Source organism: Pseudomonas sp. AAC (assembly GCF_000725445.1).
Classification (GTDB): Bacteria; Pseudomonadota; Gammaproteobacteria; order Pseudomonadales; family Pseudomonadaceae; genus Pseudomonas; species Pseudomonas citronellolis.
Map to the genome: position 1 here is coordinate 848827 of NZ_KL647096.1, position 21884 is coordinate 870710.

Below are 21884 nucleotides of genomic sequence, written 5' to 3' on the forward strand. Positions count from 1 at the left end.
GGGCTTGATGGGTATCGCTTCGCTCAACCCATCCTACGGGGCCTCAGGGATCGGTGTTCGTAGGATGGCGTTGAGCGAAGCGATACCCATCATTTCCCTCACTCCCCGGCCCGCTCGACCTCCCCATTACCTCCCGCCCAATCCACCGGCAACACCCCATCGCGCACATAACGATGAAACGACGACCACGGCCAATCGACCGCCCGCTGCACGTGCCCGTGCTTGCACGGATTGAAATGGATGTAATCGACGTGCCGTGAAAAGTCCTGCTCATCGCGGATGCGGTGCTCCCAGTAGCGGCGCTGCCAGATGCCGCGCTCGCCTTTGCTGGCGCGGCTTGGCGAGCGCGCTTCGCCGCGCGGCAGGGCCCTGGAGAAGTGCGCCTTCATGAGCCGCCAGCGCAGGGCATAGTCGTTGTCGCCCTCGGGCAGGGTGCACAGGGCATGCAGATGGTTGGGGAGGATGACGATGGCGTCGATTGCCCAGGGATGCCGTTCGGCGACGTAACGGAAGGCCTCGCGGAGCGGGCCGATGTGCTCGACCAGCAGGCGGGATCGGCGGTCGTGCAGTGCCAGGGTGAAGAACCAGGTGGCGCCTGGGGTTCGGTCACGGCGGTAAGTAGTCATGGCGCGTCCTTGGCCTTGGGGTGATGGGTATCGCTGCGCTCAACGCCATCCTACGGGTCCGTGCCAGGCGTCGATGCCGGAGCGTGCTGATACCCCCGTAGGATGGGTGGAGCGCAGCGATACCCATCAATCGGCGAGCAGCCGCGGCATCTCCTCGAAGGGCACCCAGAGCGCGCCCTGCCACTCCAGCAACATCACCCGCCGCGCCTGCCAGCTCATCATCACCCGTCTTGGCGCCTGGCCATCCGGCACGGACTGGTCGCGCAGGCTGGGGATGACTTCACGTGTCAGCCAGGTATCCAGGTGCTGGCTTTCCGGGCTGCCGAAGCGCACCAGGGCCTTGTAGAGCGCGGCCTCGTTGAGGACGTCGATGGCCTCTTCGCTGCCGCTTTCGTACAGCAGGTGGATGCGCCGGGTTTCGTGGGGCAGGACGCGGTGCTGGAAGGTGTGGGGACGGCGGATGCCCAGGAGGCGGGCGAGGTCGTAGGAGGCGAACCAGGGCTGGTTGTCGATCATGACCGCGCGCAGGGGGCGACCGTGGCGGATGAAGAAGGTGGGGGTGTATGCGTCGTGCATTGCTAGCTCCTGTTATCCATCAAGAGAGCTGCCACCCCACGTCGCCAAGCGTAGGGCGGCAGACCACGCGGGGTTGGCGAACCGGCTAACAGGACCCGGCAGACCCGAAGGTCTCCCCGCGCGATCTGCCATCGAGCATTGCAGAGAATCTGCGAGCTTGTGGGCGCTGCAAGAGCACTCCCTTTGGCATTACGCGCCTGCTAGTGATTGGGTCGCCAAACCCAAGTCACGGACTGGCCGTGACCGGGGCAGGATAGGCAGCGGCCCTTGGCCGGGATACGGCGATATTTCCGATGTGGGTGTAGGAGCGAGCTTGCTCGCGAATGGTGCTCGCCGGCAGTGTCGGTTTTTGGGTGGAGTCCGTTCCCTCTCCCCAGCCCTCTCCCTGAAGGGAGAGGGGGCAGTCCGAAGCTGCTTGGAGGTACGTAGGTTCGTCTGACACATGGCATCCGGGATGCATCTCGGGTGGACTCCTACGGAGGCATCGGAATGGCCCGGCTGTCTCTTCCTGCTCAATCGTGAAAATCCTCATGAGCTTGAGGATTAACGAATACCCAGTCACTCCACCTCCCTGAATCCTCAAGAACGTGAGGATTCCGCCGTGAAGGTTAAAATTGATTCGCCTGCCACTCTAGGGCTGCTGGTGCGAGCAAGCCGCAAGGCCATGAGTCTGCGTCAGGACGATGCTGCCGGCAGCATCGGGGTTAGCGAGAATTTCCTCGGTAAGGTCGAGCGAGGTGCGGAGAGCGTGCAGTGGGGGAAGCTGTTTCAGGTGCTGCGGGAGCTGGGGCTGGAGTTGTCCGTTGAGGTGCCGGAGCACTATGCGGAGCCCACGCGATATCATCTGCAGCGGCTTATCCAGAAGGGTGATTGTGGGCTAGGGAGTGGGGGCTAGGCCGTGCCGAGAAAGGATTTGGTGTCAGCCGGGTACTCGGCACAAGCCGGCTAACGCCGAAACATCAGCGCACTCCGAACGGTCCCCTCTCCCTTCAGGGAGAGGGTTAGGGAGAGGGGCGGGGGTTGGTTTGGCGCCGGAGTCGCCGGGACGCGCGGTTCGCGAGCAAGCTCGCTCCTACGAAGAGCGGAAAGCAGTGGGGTTCAGCGGAACTCGGTGCCGATCAGCATCAGGATGCCTTCGCGGAAGCGCAGTACGCGGGTGGCGCCGTTCTGTGGGAGATAGGTCCAGACTTCGATGGTGGCGCCGCCGGGGATGAATTTGCCGTCCGGGCCGCGGCGGGGTGGGGCCGGCGGGAAGACTTCGCGTTTTGCCGGCGCGCCGCACTTTTCCAGCACCGCGTCCATCTTGTCGCCTTCGTTGATCAACTGCGTGCCGCAGCGCAGCGTCGAGGCCTGGGCGCTGGTGCTCAGGGTCAGGCCTAGCAGCAGGGCGGCGAAGAGGCTGTGGGGTAGGGCGGTCATGGTTTTCCTCCTCGATGACCGCCCTAGCATACCGGCTCGCTCCGGCCCGGGCCTTTGACGCGGCTCACTTGCGCACGTTGCGCGCGTACAGGTCCTTGCCGCCGCTGTTGCTGCCGCCGCGGGCCTGGAGTTCGAAGCGCTTGGGGTGGCCCTTGATCAGGTCGCTGAGTTTCTTGAAGCCGTACAGCCGCGGGTCGAAGGCGGGGCGCAGTTTGCTGATGTTCTGGCCGAGGGCGCCTAGCTGCACCCAGTCTTCCTCGTCGTCGGCGATGTCGTCGAGCACCTTGGCGATGAAGTCCAGCGGCACGCGCTGGGGCTTGGGCTTGGCGGCGGGGGCCTTGGGTTCCTGGGGCTGGCCGGTTTCGGTAGGTTCGGCCGGGGTCACCGGGTCGGCGCGGAGGATTTCGGTGTAGATGAACTTGTCGCAGGCGCGCACGAAGGGGTCGGGCGTCTTGCTTTCGCCGAAGCCGTAGACCATCAGGCCTTCCTCGCGCAGGCGGGCGGCCAGGCGGGTGAAGTCGCTGTCGCTGGAGACCAGGCAGAAGCCGTCGAAGCGGCGGGTGTAGAGCAGGTCCATGGCGTCGATGATCAGCGCGCTGTCGGTGGCGTTCTTGCCCTTGGTGTAGGCGAACTGCTGGATCGGCTGGATGGAGTGGTCGAGCAGCACCTGCTTCCACTTGCCCAGTTGCGGCTGCGTCCAGTCGCCGTAGATGCGCTTGACGCTGGCCACGCCGTACTTGGCGATTTCCTCGAACAGGCCTTCGACGATGGCGGCGGGGGCGTTGTCGGCGTCGATCAGTACGGCCAGGTGCGTCTGCTGGCGGTTGGGGGTGGTCTTGATTGCCATGGGGGCTCCGATCTGGAAATTTGCATCGACCTTAGACCGGCAGCGCTCCGGGCACCAGCCCTAGCCGTTGAGACGGCGGCTGTCGAAGGCGTCGCGGGCCTCGTAGGCGCTGTAGGTGGCCTGGGCGGCGAGCAGGCCGGCGAGGCCGAAGGCGTGGGTCAGGCCGAAGCGGGCGAAGCCGGGCGGCACCGCCCTGGCGCCGCTGATGGCGTCGGCGAGCACTTCGCCGGCCACGGTGGTCGGCGCCATGCCGTGGCCGCCGAAGCCGATGGCGTGCCAGATGCCGGCTTCGTCCTGGCCGATCTGCGCCATCTGGTGGCGACCGTAGCTCATCAGGCCGCCCCAGGAGTAGTCCACCTTCACCTCGGCCAGCTGTGGATAAACCAGCGTCAGGTCGCGTTTGAGCAGGGCGGCGATGGCCTCCGGGCCGCGGTCGAGGATGGAGATGCGCCCACCCCAGAGGATGCGGCTGTCGGCCAGCGGGCGGTAGTAGTCGAAGGCGAAACGGGTGTCGTAGACCGCGGCCTGGCAGGCGATGGCGTCCTGCAGGCGCTCGCCCAGGGGCTCGGTGGCGATGACGTAGGTGGCGATGGGCAGCACTGCGCGTTCGATGGGACGGTACACGCCGCGGGCGTAGCCGCCGCCGCAGAACACCACCTGTTCGGCGTGCACTTCGCCACCGGCGGTGCGCACGACGAAGCGGCCGTCGAGTTTTTCGATGGCCAGGGCTGGCGAGCCTTCGTGGATGCGTACGCCCAGGCCGGCGGCGGCGCGGGCCACGCCGCGCACGTATTTCAGCGGGTGGAAGTGGAAGGCGTTGCGTTCCAGCAGGCCGCCGAAGTAGCGGTCGGTCTTGAGCTGTTCGCGGAGTGCGCCGGGGGCGATGGGTTCCCAGTCCACGCCATAGGCTTCCTTCATCAGGCGCCGGGGCTTTTCCAGGCGCGAGGGGTCGTTGAACCAGTTGGCGAGGATCACGCCCTGGTCCACCAGGTCGCAGTCGATGGCGTACTGGCGCGCGCGTTGGCGGATCAGGTCCACCGCTTCGAGGGTCAGGTGGTAGAGCCGCCGCGCCTGCTCGGCGCCGAGGGTGGCGAGCAGGTCGGCGTTGCCCAGGCTGTAGCCGCCGAAGACGAAGCCGCCGTTGCGCCCCGAGGCGCCGTGGCCCACATAGTGCGATTCCAGCAGCGCCACGTCGGTGATGCCGCGTTCGGCCAGGCCCAGGGCGGTGTTGAGGCCGGCCAGGCCGCCGCCGAGGATGCACACGCGGGTGTCGAGGCGGCCGGTCTGGGTGGGGTAGGTCGGCTTTGCGGAGGTGGCTTCGTAGTAGGTCTGGGTGAAGGCGGGCATGGCGGACTCGTCCCTTGAGCTGTTGAACGAGTGTTTAGCCTTGGGTCGGGGAGGGCAATTGAAAAATCTTCGGGTTGGGATTCCTTGGGGGACTGGAGTTTGGGGTAGAGCGCCCTCTCCCCAGCCCTCTCCCTGAAGGGAGAGGGGGCTTGGCCGTGCCGAGAAAGGATTTGGTGTCAGCCGGCGGCTCGGTACAAGCCGGCTAACGCTGAAATATCAAAACACGTCGAACGGTCCCCTCTCCCTTCAGGGAGAGGGAGCGAGGTCGAACCATCGCACCGCGGCCTACCCGAGCGCACTCAATACTCAATCACCACATCCCCCTTCGGCACGCTGCAGCACGACAGGATGTAGCCCTCGGCCACATCCTCGTCGGTAATGCCGCCGTTGTGCTCCATCTCCACTTCGCCCGAGCGCTTCATCACCTTGCAGGTGCCGCAGATGCCCATGCCGCAGGCCTTGGGGATATGCAGGCCGAGCTTGGCGGCGGCGGCATGGACGGTTTCGCCGGGGCCCACGCGGATGCTCTTGCCGGTTTCGCAGAATTCCACGTTGTTCAGGTCGGCGGCGGGGATTTCCGGGGCTTCGGCGGCTTCGGCGGCCAGCTCCTTCACTTCCTCGCGGACTTCCGGCGGCGTCGGGCCGAAGGCTTCCTCGTGGTAGCGCGACATGTCGTAGCCTTCGGCTTCGAGCAGGCGCTTGATCGCGTGCATGTAGGGCGTGGGGCCGCAGCAGAAGACTTCGCGCTCGAGGAAGTCCGGCGCTATCAGCTGCAGCATGGCCTTGTTCAGGAAGCCGCGGTAGCCGGCCCAGGCCTCGCCCATCTCGTACTTCTCGCAGATCAGGTGGACCTTGAAGTTGGCGATGCGCGAGGCCATGTGGTCCAGCTCGCGGTGGTAGATGATGTCTTTCGGCGTGCGCGCGCTGTGCACGAACACCATGTCCACCGAGCCGTTGGTGTCGAAGAACCAGCGCGCCATGGACATCACCGGGGTGATGCCGACGCCGCCGGAGAGGAACAGCGCCTTGTCGGTGGGGAAGTCGATGGCGTTGAAGTTGCCCACCGGGCCGTGCACCGGGACGACGTCGCCTTCCTTGAGGTTGTCGTGCAGCCAGTTGGAAACCTTGCCGCCGGGCACCCGCTTGATGGTGATGGAGAAGCTGTAGGGCACCGAGGGCGAGCTGGAGATGGTGTAGGAGCGCATGATCGGCTGGCCGTCGATCTCCAGCTCCAGGGTAACGAACTGCCCGGGCTTGAAGAAGAACAGGATCGGCTGGTCGGCCATGAAGCAGAAGGTGCGTACGTCCCAGGTCTCCTGGATGGCCTTGACGCAGCGCACCAGGTGGCGGCCGTTGGTCCAAGTCTGGGTGTTCACCGGGTTGAGGAAGTTGCTCGTCGACATGGTGTCTCTCCGCGCACGCAGGCCGTTTCCCGGCCGAATGGGGCAGCGCCGGGCGGGGACGCTCGCCCCGGCCTTTTCGGCATGCCTGATGGGGCCGATTGTGCGCACGCCCCGTGCCCCTCACTTACCTGCCAGCGACATTTGCATGCTTATCGCGACCTGCCGCCTGGGGCGGGGGCTGCCAGGTCGGAAACGGATGCGGTCGTGTCGCCCATGGATAAGGCACCGCAAAGGCCCGGACGCACACTGCCCCCAGCCGAAACGAAGGTAATCCACCAGAGCGCCTGACCTTCACGCCCGCCGCCGCGGGCCCCGCCCATCGGCAGGGCGGGATTCCGGAGCCACCGGAGTGCCGAAGGCCGTGAACGCCACCTTGCGTAGCGTCGAACCGTATCAGCCACCCAATTTCGCCGCCGCCGATCCCCGGCGCGGCATGAGGACCAACCGATGGACGTCACTACCACCCTGAGTCTGGGCGATCCGCTGGAACCGGCCCGCAAGGCCACCGCCGAGATGCTGCGCACCCGCGACCATGCCTTCTCGCTGCCGCAGCCGTTCTACAACGACGAGCGCCTGTTCAAGCTCGACATGCAGGAGATCTTCCAGAAGGAATGGCTGATCGCCGGCATGACCTGCGAAATCCCCGCCAAGGGCAACTTCCTCACCCTGCAGATCGGCGACAACCCGGTCATCGTGCTGCGCGGCGCCGAGGGCAAGATCCACGCCTTCCACAACGTCTGCCGCCACCGCGGCTCGCGCCTGTGCGTGAGCGACAAGGGCAAGGTGGCCAAGCTGGTGTGCCCCTACCACCAGTGGACCTACGAGCTGGACGGCCGCCTGCTGTTCGCCGGCACCGAGATGGGCGCCGACTTCGACATGAAGGACTACAGCCTCAAGCCTGTGAACGTGAAGACCGCCGGCGGCTACATCTTCATTTCCCTGGCCGAGAACCCGCCGGCCATCGACGACTTCCTGCGTACGCTCGAGCACTACATGGAGCCGTACGACATGGAGAACACCAAGGTCGCCGTGCAGACCACCATCCGCGAAGCGGCCAACTGGAAGCTGGTGCTCGAGAACAACCGCGAGTGCTACCACTGCAACGGCTCGCACCCGGAGCTGCTGAAGACCCTGCTGGAGTGGGACGACGTCACCGACCCGCGCGCCAGCCAGGCGTTCAAGGACCAGGTGGCCGCCTGCACCAAGGCCTGGGACGAGGAGAAGATCCCCTACGCCCATGCCAGCTTCGGCCTGCGCAACCGCATCGTGCGCATGCCGCTGCTCGACGGTACCGTGTCCATGACCATGGACGGCAAGCAGGGCAGCAAGAAGCTGATGGGCCGCATCAAGAACCCGGACCTGGGCTCGATGCGCATCCTCCACCTGCCGCATTCCTGGAACCACTGCATGGGCGACCACCTGATCGTCTTCACCGTGTGGCCGATCAGCGCGCAGGAAACCGTCGTCACCACCAAGTGGCTGGTGCACAAGGACGCGGTGGAAGGCGTGGACTACGACGTGCAGCGCCTGCGCGAAGTGTGGGACGCCACCAACGACCAGGACCGCCGCCTGGCCGAGGAAAACCAGCGCGGCATCAACTCCACCGCCTACCAGCCGGGCCCGTACTCCAAGACCTACGAGTTCGGCGTGATCAACTTCCTCGACTGGTACAGCGAGCGCATGCTCAACAACCTCGGCGAAGAGTCCGCCCACGCGCGGCTGGTCGCCCACGAGTAAGCCCAGGTCCACCCGGCGCCCCCTTCACTGGGGGCGCCTGCATTTCGGAGGGGAGAGCGTGGATAGTCTGCTGTTCTATGGCAGTTCGGTGGTCGTTGGCGGGTTGATGGTGTGGAACCTGGTGGCTTGCTGGCGGAATCGTTGAGGGTTCGGCGCTTTTCGTAGGAGCGAGCTTGCTCGCGAACAGTGCTCCCCGGCGGCTCTGGTGTGTTGGGTTGACTCCGCTCCCTCTCCCCAGCCCTCTCCCTGAAGGGAGAGGGGGCTAGGCCGTGCCGAGAGAAGTGATGGTTTCAGCCGGAAACCGACGGAGCTGCCGGCTGACTCCAGAACACCCAGCCCTGCCCAACGGTCCCCTCTCCCTTCAGGGAGAGGGTTAGGGAGAGGGCGCTCTTTCATCCTGCGCCAATTCCTTCCGGCAAACTCCATTCGCGAGCAAGCTCGCTCCTACGAAAAGCCATCGTCCCACGAAAAGCCTTCCCCCCTCATTCCCCCAAGCTCTCTAAACCGCCCCCCTCATACCCATATGCCCACCCGCGACGCCTTCGGTGTCGCGCATGTCGCCGGCTTGACGCTTTCGGTACGACCCTGGTCGTTTTCGAACCGGGCCGCCCCGCCACCCGGGGATATGCTGCCCCCAAAGCGCCGGCACAAGCCCCGGCGCGCCAAGCCCGACAAGCCTTGCCTGATATAGAGAGACGCCAGATGAGCCCAGCCGAACTTCACGCCGACAGCATCGTCATCGATGGCCTGATCATCGCTAAGTGGAACCGCGAACTCTTCGAGGACATGCGCAAGGGCGGCCTGACCGCCGCGAACTGCACCGTGTCCGTGTGGGAGGGCTTCCAGGCCACGGTGAACAACATCGTCGCCAGCAACAAGCTGATCCGCGAGAACGCCGACCTGGTCATCCCGGTGCGCAGCACCGCCGACATCCGCCGCGCCAAGGAGCTGGGCAAGACCGGCATCCTCTACGGCTTCCAGAACGCCCACGCGTTCGAGGACCAGATCGGCTACGTCGAGGTGTTCAAGCAGCTGGGCGTGGGCATCGTGCAGATGTGCTACAACACCCAGAACCTGGTCGGCACCGGCTGCTACGAGCGCGACGGCGGGCTCTCCGGCTTCGGCCGCGAGATCGTCGCCGAGATGAACCGCGTTGGCGTGATGTGCGACCTGTCCCACGTCGGCAGCAAGACCAGCGAGGAAGTCATCCTCGAATCGAAAAAGCCGGTCTGCTACTCCCACTGCCTGCCCTCGGGCCTGAAAGAGCACCCGCGCAACAAGTCCGACGAGGAACTGAAGTTCATCGCCGACCATGGCGGCTTCGTCGGCGTGACCATGTTCACGCCGTTCCTGGCCAAGGGCGTGGATGCCACCATCGACGACTACGCCGAGGCCATCGAGTACGTGATGAACATCGTCGGCGAGGACGCCATCGGCATCGGCACCGACTTCACCCAGGGCCATGGCCAGGACTTCTTCGAGTACCTGACCCACGACAAGGGCTACGCCCGCCGCCTGACGCGCTTCGGCACCATCATCAACCCGCTGGGCATCCGCACCGTGGGCGAGTTCCCCAACCTCACCGAGACCCTGCTCAAGCGCGGCATGCCCGAGCGCGTGGTGCGCAAGGTCATGGGCGAGAACTGGGTGCGCGTCCTGGCGGACGTCTGGGGCGAGTAAGCCCGGGCCGCCGACTTCCTTCGTAGGGTGGGTGACGCGCAGCGATACCCACCATGCCGGCACCCTGCCGGCCAAGATCATCAACCGGATTCCGAGAACCGAACCATGGCCAAACACGCCCCCGAACTGCCCATCGAAGTCGACAGCGAAACCGGCGTCTGGACCACCGACGCCCTGCCGATGCTCTACGTGCCGCGGCACTTCTTCGTCAACAACCACATGGGCATCGAGGAAGAGCTGGGCGCCGAGCGCTATGCCGAAATCCTCTACAAGGCCGGCTACAAGTCCGCCTGGCACTGGTGCGAGAAAGAGGCCGAATGCCACGGCATCGAAGGCGTGGCGGTGTTCGAGCACTACATGAAGCGCCTGTCGCAGCGCGGCTGGGGCCTGTTCCAGATCGAGCAGATCGACCTCGACAAGGGCACCGCCCAGGTGCGCCTGAAGCACTCTGCCTTCGTGTACGTGTACGGCAAGGTCAACCGCAAGGTCGACTACATGTTCACCGGCTGGTTCGCCGGCGCCATGGACCAGATTCTCCAGGCCCGCGGCAGCAGCATCCGCACCGTGGCCGAGCAGGTCTACAGCGGTTCGGAAGACGGCCACGACGACGGCCTGTTCATCGTCAAGCCGCTCTAATCCACGACTTCGGCACAGGCGGCCCGCCGGCCGCCACCACAACAAGAAACCTCTGATCCCGTGAGGATGCCGCAATGGCTTTCGAGGCAATGTTCCAGCCGATCCAGATCGGCAAGCTGACCATCCGCAACCGCGTGCTCTCCACCGCCCACGCCGAGGTCTATGCCACCGACGGCGGCATGACCACCGAGCGCTACGTGAAGTACTACGAGGAGAAGGCCAAGGGCGGCATCGGCCTGGCCATCTGCGGCGGTTCCTCGGTGGTCGCCATCGACAGCCCGCAGGAGTGGTGGAGCTCGGTGAACCTGTCCACCGACCGCATCATCCCGCACTTCCAGAACCTGGCCGACGCCATGCACAAGCATGGGGCCAAGATCATGATCCAGATTACCCACATGGGCCGCCGCTCGCGCTGGGACGGCTTCAACTGGCCGACGCTGATGTCGCCCTCGGGCATCCGCGAGCCGGTGCACCGCGCCACCTGCAAGACCATCGAGCCCGAAGAGATCTGGCGGGTGATCGGCAACTACGCGCAGGCTGCGCGCCGGGCGAAGGAAGGCGGCCTGGACGGCGTCGAGCTGTCCGCCGTGCACCAGCACATGATCGACCAGTTCTGGAGCCCGCGGGTCAACAAGCGCACCGACGAATGGGGCGGCACCTTCGAGGGCCGCATGAAGTTCGGCCTGGAAGTGCTCAAGGCCGTGCGCGCCGAGGTGGGCGATGACTTCTGCGTCGGCATGCGCATCTGCGGCGACGAGTTCCACCCCGACGGCCTGTCCCACGAGGACATGAAGCAGATCGCCAAGTACTACAGCGACACCGGCATGCTCGACTTCATCGGCGTGGTCGGTTCCGGCTGCGACACCCACAACACCCTGGCCAACGTCATCCCCAACATGACCTACCCGCCGGAGCCCTTCCTGCACCTGGCGGCGGGCATCAAGGAAGTGGTCAACGTGCCGGTGCTGCACGCGCAGAACATCAAGGACCCAAACCAGGCCACGCGCATCCTCGAAGGCGGCTACGTGGACATGGTCGGCATGACCCGCGCGCACATCGCCGACCCGCACCTGATCGCCAAGATCAAGATGGGCCAGGTCGACCAGATCAAGCAGTGCGTCGGCGCCAATTACTGCATCGACCGCCAGTACCAGGGCCTGGACGTGCTGTGCATCCAGAACGCCGCCACCAGCCGCGAATACATGGGCGTGCCGCACATCATCGAGAAGACCACCGGCGTGAAGCGCAAGGTCGTGGTCGTCGGTGGCGGCCCGGCCGGGATGGAAGCCGCGCGGGTGGCGGCCGAGCGTGGCCACGACGTGACCCTGTTCGAGAAGAAGGACCAGCTCGGCGGGCAGATCACCACCGCCTCGAAAGCGCCGCAGCGCGACCAGATCGCCGGCATCACCCGCTGGTACCAACTGGAGCTGGCGCGCCTGGGCATCGACCTGCGCCTGGGCACCGGCGCCGATGCCGACACCATCCTCGACCTGCGCCCGGACGTGGTGGTGCTGGCCAACGGCGGCCATCCGTTCCTCGAGCAGAACGAACACTGGGGCGCCGCCGAAGGCCTGGTGGTGAGCAGCTGGGACATCCTCGACGGCAAGGTCGCCCCCGGCAAGAACGTGCTGGTCTACGACACCATCTGCGAGTTCAGCGGCATGTCGGTGGCCGACTTCCTCGCCGACAAGGGCGCGCTGGTGGAGATCGTCACCGACGACATCAAGCCCGGCGTGGCCATCGGCGGCACCACCTTCCCCACCTACTACCGCAGCATGTACCCCAAGGAAGTGATCATGACCGGCGACCTGATGCTGGAAAAGGTCTACCGCGAGGGCGACAAGCTGGTGGCGGTGCTGGAGAACGAATACACCGGCGCGAAAGAGGAGCGGGTGGTCGACCAGGTGGTGGTGGAGAACGGCGTGCGCCCGGACGAGAGCCTGTACTACGCGCTCAAGCAGGGCTCGCGCAACAAGGGCCAGATCGACGTCGAGGCGCTGTTCGCGATCAAGCCGCAGCCGTGCCTCAGCGAGCCGGGCGACGGCTACCTGCTGTTCCGCATCGGCGACTGCGTGGCCCAGCGCAACACCCACGCGGCGATCTACGACGCGCTGCGGTTGTGCAAGGACTTTTAAAGAAGCTTGAAGCTGGAGGCTTGAAGCTGGAAGCGAAGGGCGGCCCGAACCGCTTCCAGCTTCCAGCTTCCAGCTTCCGGCTCCCCCAACCGGGTGAGCTGCAATGCTGAATATCATTCTTCCCCTCCTGCTCTTCGCCGCCCTGGCACTCGCCGTGCTGGGCGCCGTGAAGCGCTTCGCCATGTGGCGCCGTGGCCGGCCCGCGCCAGTCGACTGGCTCGGCGGCCTGCTGGCCATGCCGCGGCGCTACCTGGTGGACCTGCACCATGTGGTCGAGCGCGACAGGTACATGTCCAGGACCCACGTGGCCACCGCCGGCGGCTTCGTCCTGGCGGCGCTGCTGGCCATTGTCGTGCACGGCTTCGGCCTGCACAGCCGGATCCTCGGCTTCGCCCTGCTGGCGGCCACGGCGCTGATGTTCGGCGGCGCGCTGTTCGTCGCCAAGCGCCGCCTCGACCCGCCGTCGCGGCTGTCGAAGGGCCCGTGGATGCGCCTGCCGAAGAGCCTGCTGATGTTCTCGGCGAGCTTCTTCATCGCCACGCTGCCCGTGGCCGGCATCCTTCCCGAAGGTTTCGGTGGCTGGTTCCTGGCGGCCATCCTCGCCATCGGCGTGGCCTGGGGCGTGTCCGAGCTGTTCTTCGGCATGACCTGGGGCGGGCCGATGAAGCACGCCTTCGCCGGCGCCCTGCACCTGGCCTGGCACCGTCGCGCCGAACGGTTCTCCAGAAAAGATGGGCGCGGCGGCCGCTCCACCGGCCTCAAGGCCCTCGACCTCAGCGATCCCATGGCACCGCTGGGCGTGGAAAAGCCCACCGACTTCACCTGGAACCAGCTGCTCGGCTTCGACGCCTGCGTGCAGTGCGGCAAGTGCGAGGCCATGTGCCCGGCCTTCGCCGCCGGCCAGCCGCTGAACCCGAAGAAGCTGATCCAGGACATGGTCATCGGCCTGGCCGGCGGCAACGACGCCAAGTTCGCCGGCTCGCCTTACCCGGGCAAGCCCCTCGGCGAACACAGCGGCGGCCCGCACCTGCCCATAGTCGCGCTGGAAGGCAAGGCCCTGGTGGATGCCGAGACGCTGTGGTCGTGCACCACCTGCCGCGCCTGCGTCGAGGAATGCCCGATGATGATCGAGCACGTCGACGCCATCGTCGACATGCGCCGCCACCTCACCCTGGAAAAGGGCGCCACCCCGAACAAGGGCGCCGAGGTGCTGGAGAACCTGATCGCCACCGACAACCCCGGCGGCTTCGCCCCCGGCGGCCGGCTGAACTGGGCGGCCGACCTGAACCTGCCGCTGATGAGCGAGCAGAAGCAGGCCGACGTGCTGTTCTGGGTCGGCGACGGCGCCTTCGACATGCGCAACCAGCGCACTCTGCGCGCCTTCGTGAAGATCCTCAAGGCGGCGAAAGTGGACTTCGCCGTGCTCGGCCTGGAAGAGCGCGACAGCGGCGACGTGGCCCGCCGCCTGGGCGACGAGGCGACCTTCCAGAACCTGGCCAAACGCAATATCGCCACCCTGGCGCAGTACCGCTTCAAGCGCATCGTCAGCTGCGACCCGCACAGCTTCCATGTGCTGAAGAACGAATACGGCGCCCTGGGCGGCAGCTACGAAGTGCTGCACCACACCACCTTCATCGACGAACTGGTGAAGAGCGGCGCGCTGCAACTGGGCCAGAGCAAGGCCGACAGCGTGACCTACCACGACCCCTGCTACCTGGGCCGCTACAACGGCGAGTACGAGGCGCCGCGCAACGTACTCAAGGCCATCGGCATCGAGGTGAAGGAGATGCAACGCTCCGGCTTCCGCTCGCGCTGCTGCGGCGGTGGTGGCGGCGCGCCCATCACCGATATCCCCGGCAAGCAACGGATTCCGGACATGCGCATGGTCGACATCAAGGAAACCGGCGCCGAACTGGTGGCCGTGGGCTGCCCGCAGTGCACCGCGATGCTCGAAGGCGTGGTGGCGCCGCGGCCGGAGATCAAGGACATCGCCGAGTTGGTGGCGGAGGTGCTGATCGAGAGCGCGGAGGCGCCGGCAAAAAAGCCGGCGGCGGTTAAGCGGGAAGAAGTGGTGGGGGTGCATTGATGAGAGCGGTATTCCTCCCTTTGGGTCCTGTGTTGACTGTGAGTCCGCAGGCCCTCTCCCTAACCCTCTCCCTGAAGGGAGAGGGGACCGTCTCTGCCACGGCGGACATCGGCTTTAGCCGGGTTGCTCGCTGCGCCATTACTTACAGGGAAGCTCGGGTAGCTCCCTCTCCCTTCGGAGCGGGGCGCGCAGCCAGGGCGGGGGGAGAGGGTAGCCCGAGCTTCGATGCCGAAAGGTTCGCGAGCAAGCTCGCTCCTACGAAAAGCCCAGGCCTGCCGGAGGTTCTGCCATGAGCGACATCATCCGCCGCGACCCACGCGCCGAGTGGATCGCCCGCAACCGCCTGCACCCGCTGCACGCGGCCATGCAGTCCGCCCAGGGCGGCGAGGTGCGCTGGATGGGCCCCAACGGCCTGATCCGCAAGAACCTCCACGCCGTTGGCTTCATCGGTCCCAACGGCGTCAAGCGCATCGACCGCTCCGGCGGCCAGCAGGGCACAGTCGGCAAGCGCTCCAGCGCGCCGGAAGTGGTGCAGCTGCCGCTGCAGGTCATCGAGCAACCGGCGTTCTACATCGCCGTGGTGCCGGACATGGTCGGCGGCCGCCTCTCCAGCCACGATCGCGACCTGCTGGGCCTGGCCCGCAAGCTCGCCGGCGACGCGGGCGCGGTGCTGGCCATCGTCTTCGGCGAACACAAGGAAAGCGCCTTCGACACCGCCGGCGTCGACCGCCTGCTGCAGGTCGAGGGCGACGAATACGAAGGCTACGCCCCGGAGCAGCGGGTGCTGGCGCTGCGCGCCGTGGACGGCCAGTTCGTGCCGCGCCACTGGCTGCTGCCCGATAGCCGCACCGGTGGCGGCGAACTGGGCCGGCGCCTGGCCGCCAGCCTCGGCGAACGCCCGGCCACCCGCGTCTGGCAGGCCGAGGGCGAGCGCTGCATCGGCCGCGCCGGCGCCGGCCAGCAGGACCTGCAGCGGCCGCTGGTGCGCCTGATCCTGGCCGCCGCCGAGTGCGCCGAGCCGGTCAGCGAGACGCGCCACGAGGCCCGCCCGGTCGCCCTGGAAGGCGGCGTAGCGCGCAACCTGCCGCGCATCGAGGACCTCGGCCCGGTGGCTGTGGACCCGGCGCAGATTCCCATGGCCGAGGCCGAGTTCATCCTCTCCGGCGGCAACGGCGTGCGCGACTGGGACCTGTTCCACCGCGCCGCCGCGGCCCTGGGCGCCACCGAAGGCGCCTCGCGGGTGGCGGTGGACGACGGCCACATGCCGCGCAACCGCCAGGTCGGCGCCACCGGCACCTGGGTCACCGCGCGGGTCTACCTGGCGGTGGGCATCTCCGGCGCCATCCAGCACCTGCAAGGCATCGGCGCCTGCGACAAGGTGGTGGCGGTGAACATGGACCCCGGCTGCGACATGATCAAACGCGCCGACCTTTCGGTGATTGGCGATTCCACGGCGATTCTCCAGGCGCTGGTCCGCCTGGCCGAGGAGTACCGGCAGGGAGGGGCGCGGGATGCGGCTTGAAAGCGGCTGCAAGCTTCAAGCTGTAGGCTTCAAGCAAGAGCGCAGCACGGTGCTGGTCCTTATCCATAGGTACGAACAATGACCGACCTGAACATCGTCACCCTGGTCTCCATCGGCGCCCACCCCGCTTCCGGCCGCGCCCGCCGCGCCGAGCAGGATGCCCGCGCCGTCGAGCTGGGCCTGCGCCTGGCCGGCAAGCGCCTGCAGGTGCTGCACGCCGGCAACCCGCAGGAAGAGGCGCTGCGCAGCTATCTGGGCATGGGCCTGGACGAGCTGGCGGTGCTGGAACAACCAGCCGGCGCCGACGCCTTGCCGGCGCTGGTCGACTACCTCGGCGGCGCTGGCGCGCAACTGGTGCTCACCGGCAGCCAGGCCGAGACCGGCGAAGGCTCCGGCATGCTGCCGTTCCTGCTCGCCGAACGCCTGGGCTGGCCGCTGGTGGTGGGCCTGGCCGAGGTGGAGAAGGTCGAGGGCGGCAGCGCCCAGGTGCTGCAGGCCCTGCCGCGCGGCCAGCGGCGCCGGCTGAAGGTGCGCCTGCCCTTCGTCGCCAGCGTCGACAACGCCGCCCCGGTGGCGCGCCAGAGCGCCTTCGGCCCGGCCCGCCGTGGCTTCATCGAGGCCCACGAGGTGGAGGTCGTCGAGGACGACCTGCTCGCCGCCGGCAGCCTGCAACCGGCGCGCCCGCGGCCCAAGCGGCTCAAGGTGATCAAGGCCAAGACCGGCGCCGAACGCATGAAGGCCGCCACCGCCAAGGCCTCCGGCGGCACCGGCCAGGTGCTCAAGGACCTGGCCCCGGAGGCCGGCGCCGAAGCCATCTTCAAGCTGCTGCGCGAGGAAGGCGTGATCCGCTGAACTTGCCGGCTGCGTCGATGCGCTCTTCGTAGGATGGGTTGAGCGAAGCGATACCCATCAGGCCGCGGCGATGGGTATCGCAAGCTCAACCCATCCTACGGAAGTTCCACCCGCGGCCAAGTCGCTGAAAGCTCACGAAATTCAGCGTCTAAGCTATTGAATTGACAGCATACTTTCCGTCAGGAAAGCGTGTATTTCCCTGGCCGCACAGGCGACTTTTCTTTATCCTCCGCGACCTTTACCACGGCCTCGGAGACTCCCATGCTCGACAGCACTATCGAACAGCTCGAACAACTGGTGGCTGAGCTGCTGCAGCAGAACAAGCAACTGGCCGACGACAACGCCCAACTGCGCGACAGCCTCGGCAAGGCCAGCGAAGACAACGACGCCCTGCAACTGCAACTGATGGAGCAGGAAGAGAAGCACAACGCCACCGCCGTGCGCCTGCAGGCCCTGGTCCGCCGCGTCAGCGACAGCCGCGCCAGCGCATGAGCGACGACGGCGTGCGCGTCCTGCGCATCCTCGGCCGCGACTACAGCGTCAAGGCGCCGGCCGGCGAGGAGCGCGCCCTGCAGGAGGCCGCCGCCCTGTTGCAGGCGGAGATCGCCGCCGCCAAGCAGAAATTCCCCTACGTCACCAGCAACGAGCTGTTGCTGCTCAGTGCCTTGAACCTGTGCGCCCGCCAGCTGGCGCCGCGGGGGGAGGCTGAAGAGGGTGACGAACGTGCGGTGGAGCGTCTTGCGGCGCTCAATCGGCGTATTCGTGCGCATTTGCAGGCGCAGGATTGATTTCTTGCCGGGCCTTTGTGCTCGGGAATAGAGCCCCTCTCCCCCCGCCCTCTCCCTGAAGGGAGAGGGAGCCAGGCCGTGCCCGCGGAAGATATGCCGCTCGCCGGCTGACTCCAGAATATCCGCAGACACCGTACGGTCCCCTCTCCCTTCAGGGAGAGGGTTAGGGAGAGGGTGCTCTTTCTCACCGGCCAGCCCCGTTCGCGAGCAAGCTCGCTCCTACGAAAAGCAGCAGCCACCCCCAAACCCCAGCCGAAAAAAAAGGGACACCACAATCCGTGGCGTCCCTATGAATGGAGAGAGGGCTGAATATCCTCTCGACCGGTGAGACATGGCGCTGCGGGAAGTCCCGTCGCGCCGGGCATAAAAGAAGGGACGGGGGATAGCCCATCCCTGAAGGGTGAGAGGCGGGTACTGCCCCTCGACCGGTGAGTCGTGCCCGGCTCGCGCCGGGCGATGGATCAGGCGCGCAGGGGAATCAGGCGCGGGGCGATCATGTTTTCCGGGCGCAGGATGTCGGCCAGGGTGGCCTCGTCCAGCAGCTTCTCCTCGCGCACCAGTTCCAGCACGCCGCGGCCGGTTTCCAGCGCCACCTTGGCGATGCGGGTGGCGTTCTCGTAGCCGATGTACGGGTTCAGCGCGGTGACCAGGCCGATGCTGTGCTCCACCAACTGGTGGCAGCGCTCGACGTTGGCGGTGATGCCGGTGATGCAGTGCTCGCGCAGCATGTCCATGGCGCGTTGCAGCAGGCGGATCGAGTCGAAGATCTTGTAGGCGATCAGCGGCTCCATCACGTTCAGCTGCAGCTGGCCGCCCTCGGCGGCGATGGTCAGCGCCAGGTCGTTGCCCATGATCTCGAAGGCGCACATGTTCACCGCCTCCGGGATCACCGGGTTGACCTTGCCCGGCATGATCGAGCTGCCCGGCTGGCGCGGCGGCAGGTTGATCTCGTTGATGCCGGTGCGCGGGCCGCTGGAGAGCAGGCGCAGGTCGTTGCAGATTTTCGACAGCTTGACCGCGGTGCGCTTGAGCATGCCGGAGAACAGCACGAAGGCGCCCATGTCCGAGGTGGCCTCGATCAGGTCGGCGGCCGGCTTCAGCGGCTGGCCGCTGATGGCGGCCAGGCGTTCCACGGCCAGGTGCTGGTAGCCGGGGTCGGCGTTGATGCCGGTGCCGATGGCGGTGCCGCCGAGGTTCACTTCGGTCAGCAGTTCCGGGGCCAGGCGGCGCAGGCGGTCGAGGTCTTCGCCCAGGGTGGTGGCGAAGGCGTGGAATTCCTGGCCGAGGGTCATGGGCACCGCGTCCTGCAGCTGGGTGCGGCCCATCTTCAGTACGTTGGCGAACTCCTCGCCCTTGGCGGCGAAGGCCTGGATCAGGCTGTCGAGGCTGGCCAGCAGGGTGTCGTGGCCCAGCAGCAGGCCCAGGCGGATGGCGGTCGGGTAGGCGTCGTTGGTCGACTGCGCCATGTTCACGTCGTTGTTCGGGTGCAGGTACTTGTACTCGCCCTTGGCGTGGCCCATCGCTTCCAGGGCGATGTTGGCGATCACCTCGTTGGCGTTCATGTTGGTGGAGGTACCGGCGCCACCCTGGATCATGTCCACCACGAACTGGTCGTGGAAGTCACCGCGGATCAGGCGAGCGCAGGCTTCGCTGATGGCGGCGTGTTTCTCGCCGGGCAGGTGGCCCAGCTTGTGGTTCGCATCGGCCGCGGCCTGCTTGACCATCGCCAGGGCGACGACCAGCTTCGGGTAGTGCGACAGCGGCACACCGGAAAGGCGGAAGTTGTTCACAGCGCGCAGGGTCTGGATGCCGTAGTAGGCGTCAGAAGGTACTTCGAGGGTGCCGAGGAGGTCTTTCTCGATGCGGAACGATGCAACAGGGGACATGATGAGATTTTTCTCAGGAGAACACGGCCAGCGCCGCGATGCCCACTAGACTAGGGATTTCGCCGATCGTCGGCCAATGCTGTTGGAAGCTGTCTCATGCACAAACGGCATAATGTATTCTGTGACGACCTGATGACGGCGAGCGTATGGCCATGCTACGCGCGCCCGTTCATCCACTGACCGATCGATCAAGACCATCCCGCCGCGCCGGGAGGAGACGACGTGAACCTGGAAACCAAATGGCTTGAGGACTTCAGCACCCTGGCCACCACCCGCAGCTTCTCCCAGGCCGCGGAAAAGCGCTTCGTCACCCAGCCGGCCTTCAGCCGGCGCATCCGCAGCCTGGAGGACGCCCTCGGGCTGACCCTGGTGAACCGCCAGCGCACGCCCATCGAGCTGACCGAGGCCGGCCAGCTGTTCCTGGTCACCGCGCGCGCGGTGGTCGAGCAGCTCGGCCAGGTGGTGCGCCACCTGCACCACCTGGAAGGCGGGCAGGGCGAGGTGCTGCAGTTCGCCGCCGCGCACTCCCTGGCCCTGGGCTTCTTCCCGGCGTGGATCGCCCGGCTGCGCGCCGAGGGCCTGAACATCGCCAGCCGCCTGGTGGCGACTAACGTCGGCGAGGCCGTGCACCTGCTGCGCGAGGGCGGCTGCGACCTGATGCTGGCCTTCTACGACCCGGACGCGGCGCTGCAGATGGACCCGGAAGTGTTCCCCTCGCTGCACCTGGGCCGCACCGAGATGCTCCCGGTATGCGCGGTGAACTCCGCCGGCCTGCCGCTGTACGACCTCGACAGCGGCCAGAGCGTGCCGCTGCTGGCCTACAGCGCCGGCGCCTTCCTCGGTCGCGGCGTCAACCTGCTGCTGCGCCAGCGCAACCTGCGCTACACCACGGTCTACGAGACGGCCATGGCCGACAGCCTGAAGAGCATGGCGCTGCAGGGCATGGGCGTGGCCTGGGTGCCGCGCCTGAGCATGGAGGCCGAACTGGCCCGCGGCGAGCTGGCAGTGTGCGGCGGCCCGCACTGGGTGGTGCCGCAGGAAATCCGCCTGTACCGCTGCGCCCTGGTGCGCAAGGCGCAGATCCGTTTGCTGTGGCGCAAGCTGGAGGGCGGCCTGGGGCTCGGGGAGACCGCCTGAGGCGGGGCTTTGTGTAGGAGCGAGCTTGCTCGCGAACGGAGCTTGCCCTGAAGACGTAGGATGGGTTGAGCTTGCGATACCCATCGACCGGCGATGATGGGTATCGCTGCGCTCAACGCCATCCTACAAGGCGTGTGGCCTACATCTCGACGACGATCCGCCCTTCGATTTGCCCGGCGCGCATCCTGTCGAGGATGGCATTGATGTCGTCCAGCTTCCCGGCGCTTACCGTCGCCTTCACCAGTCCCTCGCCAGCGAAGTCCAGCGCTTCCTGCAGGTCCGCGCGGGTGCCGACGATGGAGCCGGTGATGTGCAGGCCCTTGAGCACCACGTCGAAGATCGGCGTGGGGAAGTCGCCCGGCGGCAGGCCGACCAGGGAGATGGTGCCGCCGCGGCGGGCCATGCCGATGCCCTGGCCGAAGGCGCTGTTGGACACCGCCGTCACCAGCACGCCATGGGCGCCGCCGATGTCGCGCTGGACCACTTCCACCGGGTTTTCCTTCTTCGCGTTGATGGTCAGGCTGGCGCCGAGCTTGCGCGCCAGCTCCAGCTTGGCGTCGTCCACGTCCACCGCCACCACGTGCAGGCCCATGGCCTTGGCGTACTGCACCGCGACGTGGCCCAGGCCGCCGATGCCGGAGATGGCCACCCACTGGCCGGGGCGTGCCTTGGTTTCCTTCAGGCCCTTGTACACGGTGACGCCCGCGCAGAGGATCGGGGCGATTTCGGTGAAGCCAATGCCCTTGGGCAGGTGGCCGACGAAGTTCGGGTCGGCCAGCACGTATTCAGCGTAGCCGCCGTTCACCGAGTAGCCGGTGTTCTGCTGCTGCGTGCAGAGGGTTTCCCAGCCGGTCAGGCAGTGCTCGCAGCAGCCGCAGGCGGTGTACAGCCAGGGCACGCCGACGCGGTCGCCTTCCTTCACCCGGGTCACCCCGGCGCCCACCGCGGCGACGTAGCCGACGCCCTCGTGGCCGGGAATGAACGGCAGGCTCGGCTTCACCGGCCAGTCGCCCTCGGCGGCGTGCAGGTCGGTGTGGCAGACGCCGGAGGCCTCGATCTTCACCAGGATCTGGCCGGGGCCGGGCAGCGGCACCTTCACTTCTTCCAGGCGCAGCGGCGCGCCGAAGGCGTGCACCACTGCCGCTTTCATGGTCTGGGGCAGGGTCGAGGACATGGCAAGCTCTCCTTGTGCAAACGAACGGGGGCG

At 66.7% G+C, this 21884-nt stretch carries 19 protein-coding genes; 11 read left to right on the forward strand and 8 right to left on the reverse strand.

Annotation, left to right across the window (positions count from 1 at the left end):
- Positions 1–98 precede the first annotated feature (98 nt).
- Positions 99–626 carry an REP-associated tyrosine transposase gene (locus FG99_RS13590; protein WP_043270248.1) on the reverse strand — a complete coding sequence of 176 codons (528 nt, stop codon included), beginning with the start codon at positions 624–626 and terminating at the stop codon, positions 99–101.
- A 126-nt stretch (positions 627–752) separates the two neighbouring features.
- Positions 753–1202 carry a BRO-N domain-containing protein gene (locus tag FG99_RS13595; protein ID WP_043270250.1) on the reverse strand — a complete coding sequence of 150 codons (450 nt, stop codon included), beginning with the start codon at positions 1200–1202 and terminating at the stop codon, positions 753–755.
- Between the two features lie 601 nt (positions 1203–1803).
- Between FG99_RS13595 and FG99_RS13600 the strand changes: the two genes are divergently transcribed.
- Positions 1804–2097, forward strand: a complete 294-nt coding sequence (locus FG99_RS13600) for a helix-turn-helix domain-containing protein (protein ID WP_043270252.1) — start codon at positions 1804–1806, stop codon at positions 2095–2097.
- 203 nt (positions 2098–2300) lie between these two features.
- Here FG99_RS13600 and FG99_RS13605 read toward each other — a convergent pair whose 3' ends face one another.
- From FG99_RS13605 to gbcB, 4 genes are all read right to left on the reverse strand, one after another.
- Entirely contained in the window at positions 2301–2621 is a 321-nt protein-coding gene (locus tag FG99_RS13605; protein ID WP_043270254.1) for a DUF2845 domain-containing protein, read from the reverse strand.
- A gap of 64 nt (positions 2622–2685) precedes the next feature.
- Entirely contained in the window at positions 2686–3468 is a 783-nt protein-coding gene (locus FG99_RS13610) for an NYN domain-containing protein (RefSeq protein WP_009614275.1), read from the reverse strand.
- Between the two features lie 60 nt (positions 3469–3528).
- Complete coding sequence (locus FG99_RS13615) at positions 3529–4815, reverse strand: NAD(P)/FAD-dependent oxidoreductase (protein ID WP_043270256.1); 1287 nt, start codon at positions 4813–4815, stop codon at positions 3529–3531.
- A 299-nt stretch (positions 4816–5114) separates the two neighbouring features.
- Positions 5115–6218: a glycine-betaine demethylase subunit GbcB gene (gene gbcB, locus FG99_RS13620; protein WP_009614271.1), complete on the reverse strand. Its 1104-nt coding sequence runs from the start codon at positions 6216–6218 to the stop codon at positions 5115–5117.
- Between the two features lie 447 nt (positions 6219–6665).
- On the opposite strand from gbcB, the gene gbcA reads away from it, so the two are divergent.
- From gbcA to FG99_RS13665, 9 genes are all read left to right on the forward strand, one after another.
- Positions 6666–7955, forward strand: a complete 1290-nt coding sequence (gene gbcA, locus FG99_RS13625; protein WP_043270258.1) for a glycine-betaine demethylase subunit GbcA — start codon at positions 6666–6668, stop codon at positions 7953–7955.
- Between the two features lie 702 nt (positions 7956–8657).
- Complete coding sequence (locus FG99_RS13630; RefSeq protein WP_043270261.1) at positions 8658–9635, forward strand: dipeptidase; 978 nt, start codon at positions 8658–8660, stop codon at positions 9633–9635.
- 105 nt (positions 9636–9740) lie between these two features.
- A complete protein-coding gene (locus tag FG99_RS13635; RefSeq protein WP_009614265.1) occupies positions 9741–10271 on the forward strand; it encodes a DUF5943 domain-containing protein in 531 nt (176 codons plus the stop codon).
- 74 nt (positions 10272–10345) lie between these two features.
- Positions 10346–12406, forward strand: a complete 2061-nt coding sequence (gene dgcA, locus FG99_RS13640) for a dimethylglycine demethylation protein DgcA (protein WP_043270263.1) — start codon at positions 10346–10348, stop codon at positions 12404–12406.
- Between the two features lie 103 nt (positions 12407–12509).
- Entirely contained in the window at positions 12510–14492 is a 1983-nt protein-coding gene (dgcB, locus tag FG99_RS13645; protein ID WP_043270265.1) for a dimethylglycine demethylation protein DgcB, read from the forward strand.
- A 289-nt stretch (positions 14493–14781) separates the two neighbouring features.
- Positions 14782–16014, forward strand: a complete 1233-nt coding sequence (locus tag FG99_RS13650; RefSeq protein ID WP_043270267.1) for an electron transfer flavoprotein subunit alpha — start codon at positions 14782–14784, stop codon at positions 16012–16014.
- A 78-nt stretch (positions 16015–16092) separates the two neighbouring features.
- Positions 16093–16866: an electron transfer flavoprotein subunit beta gene (locus FG99_RS13655; RefSeq protein ID WP_043270269.1), complete on the forward strand. Its 774-nt coding sequence runs from the start codon at positions 16093–16095 to the stop codon at positions 16864–16866.
- A gap of 261 nt (positions 16867–17127) precedes the next feature.
- A complete protein-coding gene (locus FG99_RS13660) occupies positions 17128–17358 on the forward strand; it encodes a hypothetical protein (RefSeq protein ID WP_009614252.1) in 231 nt (76 codons plus the stop codon).
- The gene (locus tag FG99_RS13665) at positions 17355–17654 is read left to right on the forward strand and encodes a cell division protein ZapA (protein ID WP_009614251.1); all 300 of its coding nucleotides are present in this window, start codon (positions 17355–17357) and stop codon (positions 17652–17654) included. Before FG99_RS13660 ends, FG99_RS13665 begins: the two co-directional genes overlap by 4 nt.
- 461 nt (positions 17655–18115) lie before the next feature.
- Here FG99_RS13665 and FG99_RS13670 read toward each other — a convergent pair whose 3' ends face one another.
- Positions 18116–19540, reverse strand: coding sequence for an aspartate ammonia-lyase (locus tag FG99_RS13670; RefSeq protein ID WP_009614250.1), 1425 nt, complete (start codon positions 19538–19540; stop codon positions 18116–18118).
- A gap of 222 nt (positions 19541–19762) precedes the next feature.
- Here FG99_RS13670 and FG99_RS13675 point away from each other — a divergent pair, with 222 nt between their 5' ends.
- Positions 19763–20677, forward strand: a complete 915-nt coding sequence (locus FG99_RS13675; RefSeq protein ID WP_009614249.1) for a LysR substrate-binding domain-containing protein — start codon at positions 19763–19765, stop codon at positions 20675–20677.
- Between the two features lie 139 nt (positions 20678–20816).
- Here the strand turns inward: FG99_RS13675 and adhP are convergent, their stop codons facing one another.
- Complete coding sequence (adhP, locus tag FG99_RS13680; RefSeq protein ID WP_043270271.1) at positions 20817–21851, reverse strand: alcohol dehydrogenase AdhP; 1035 nt, start codon at positions 21849–21851, stop codon at positions 20817–20819.
- Positions 21852–21884: the final 33 nt, after the last annotated feature.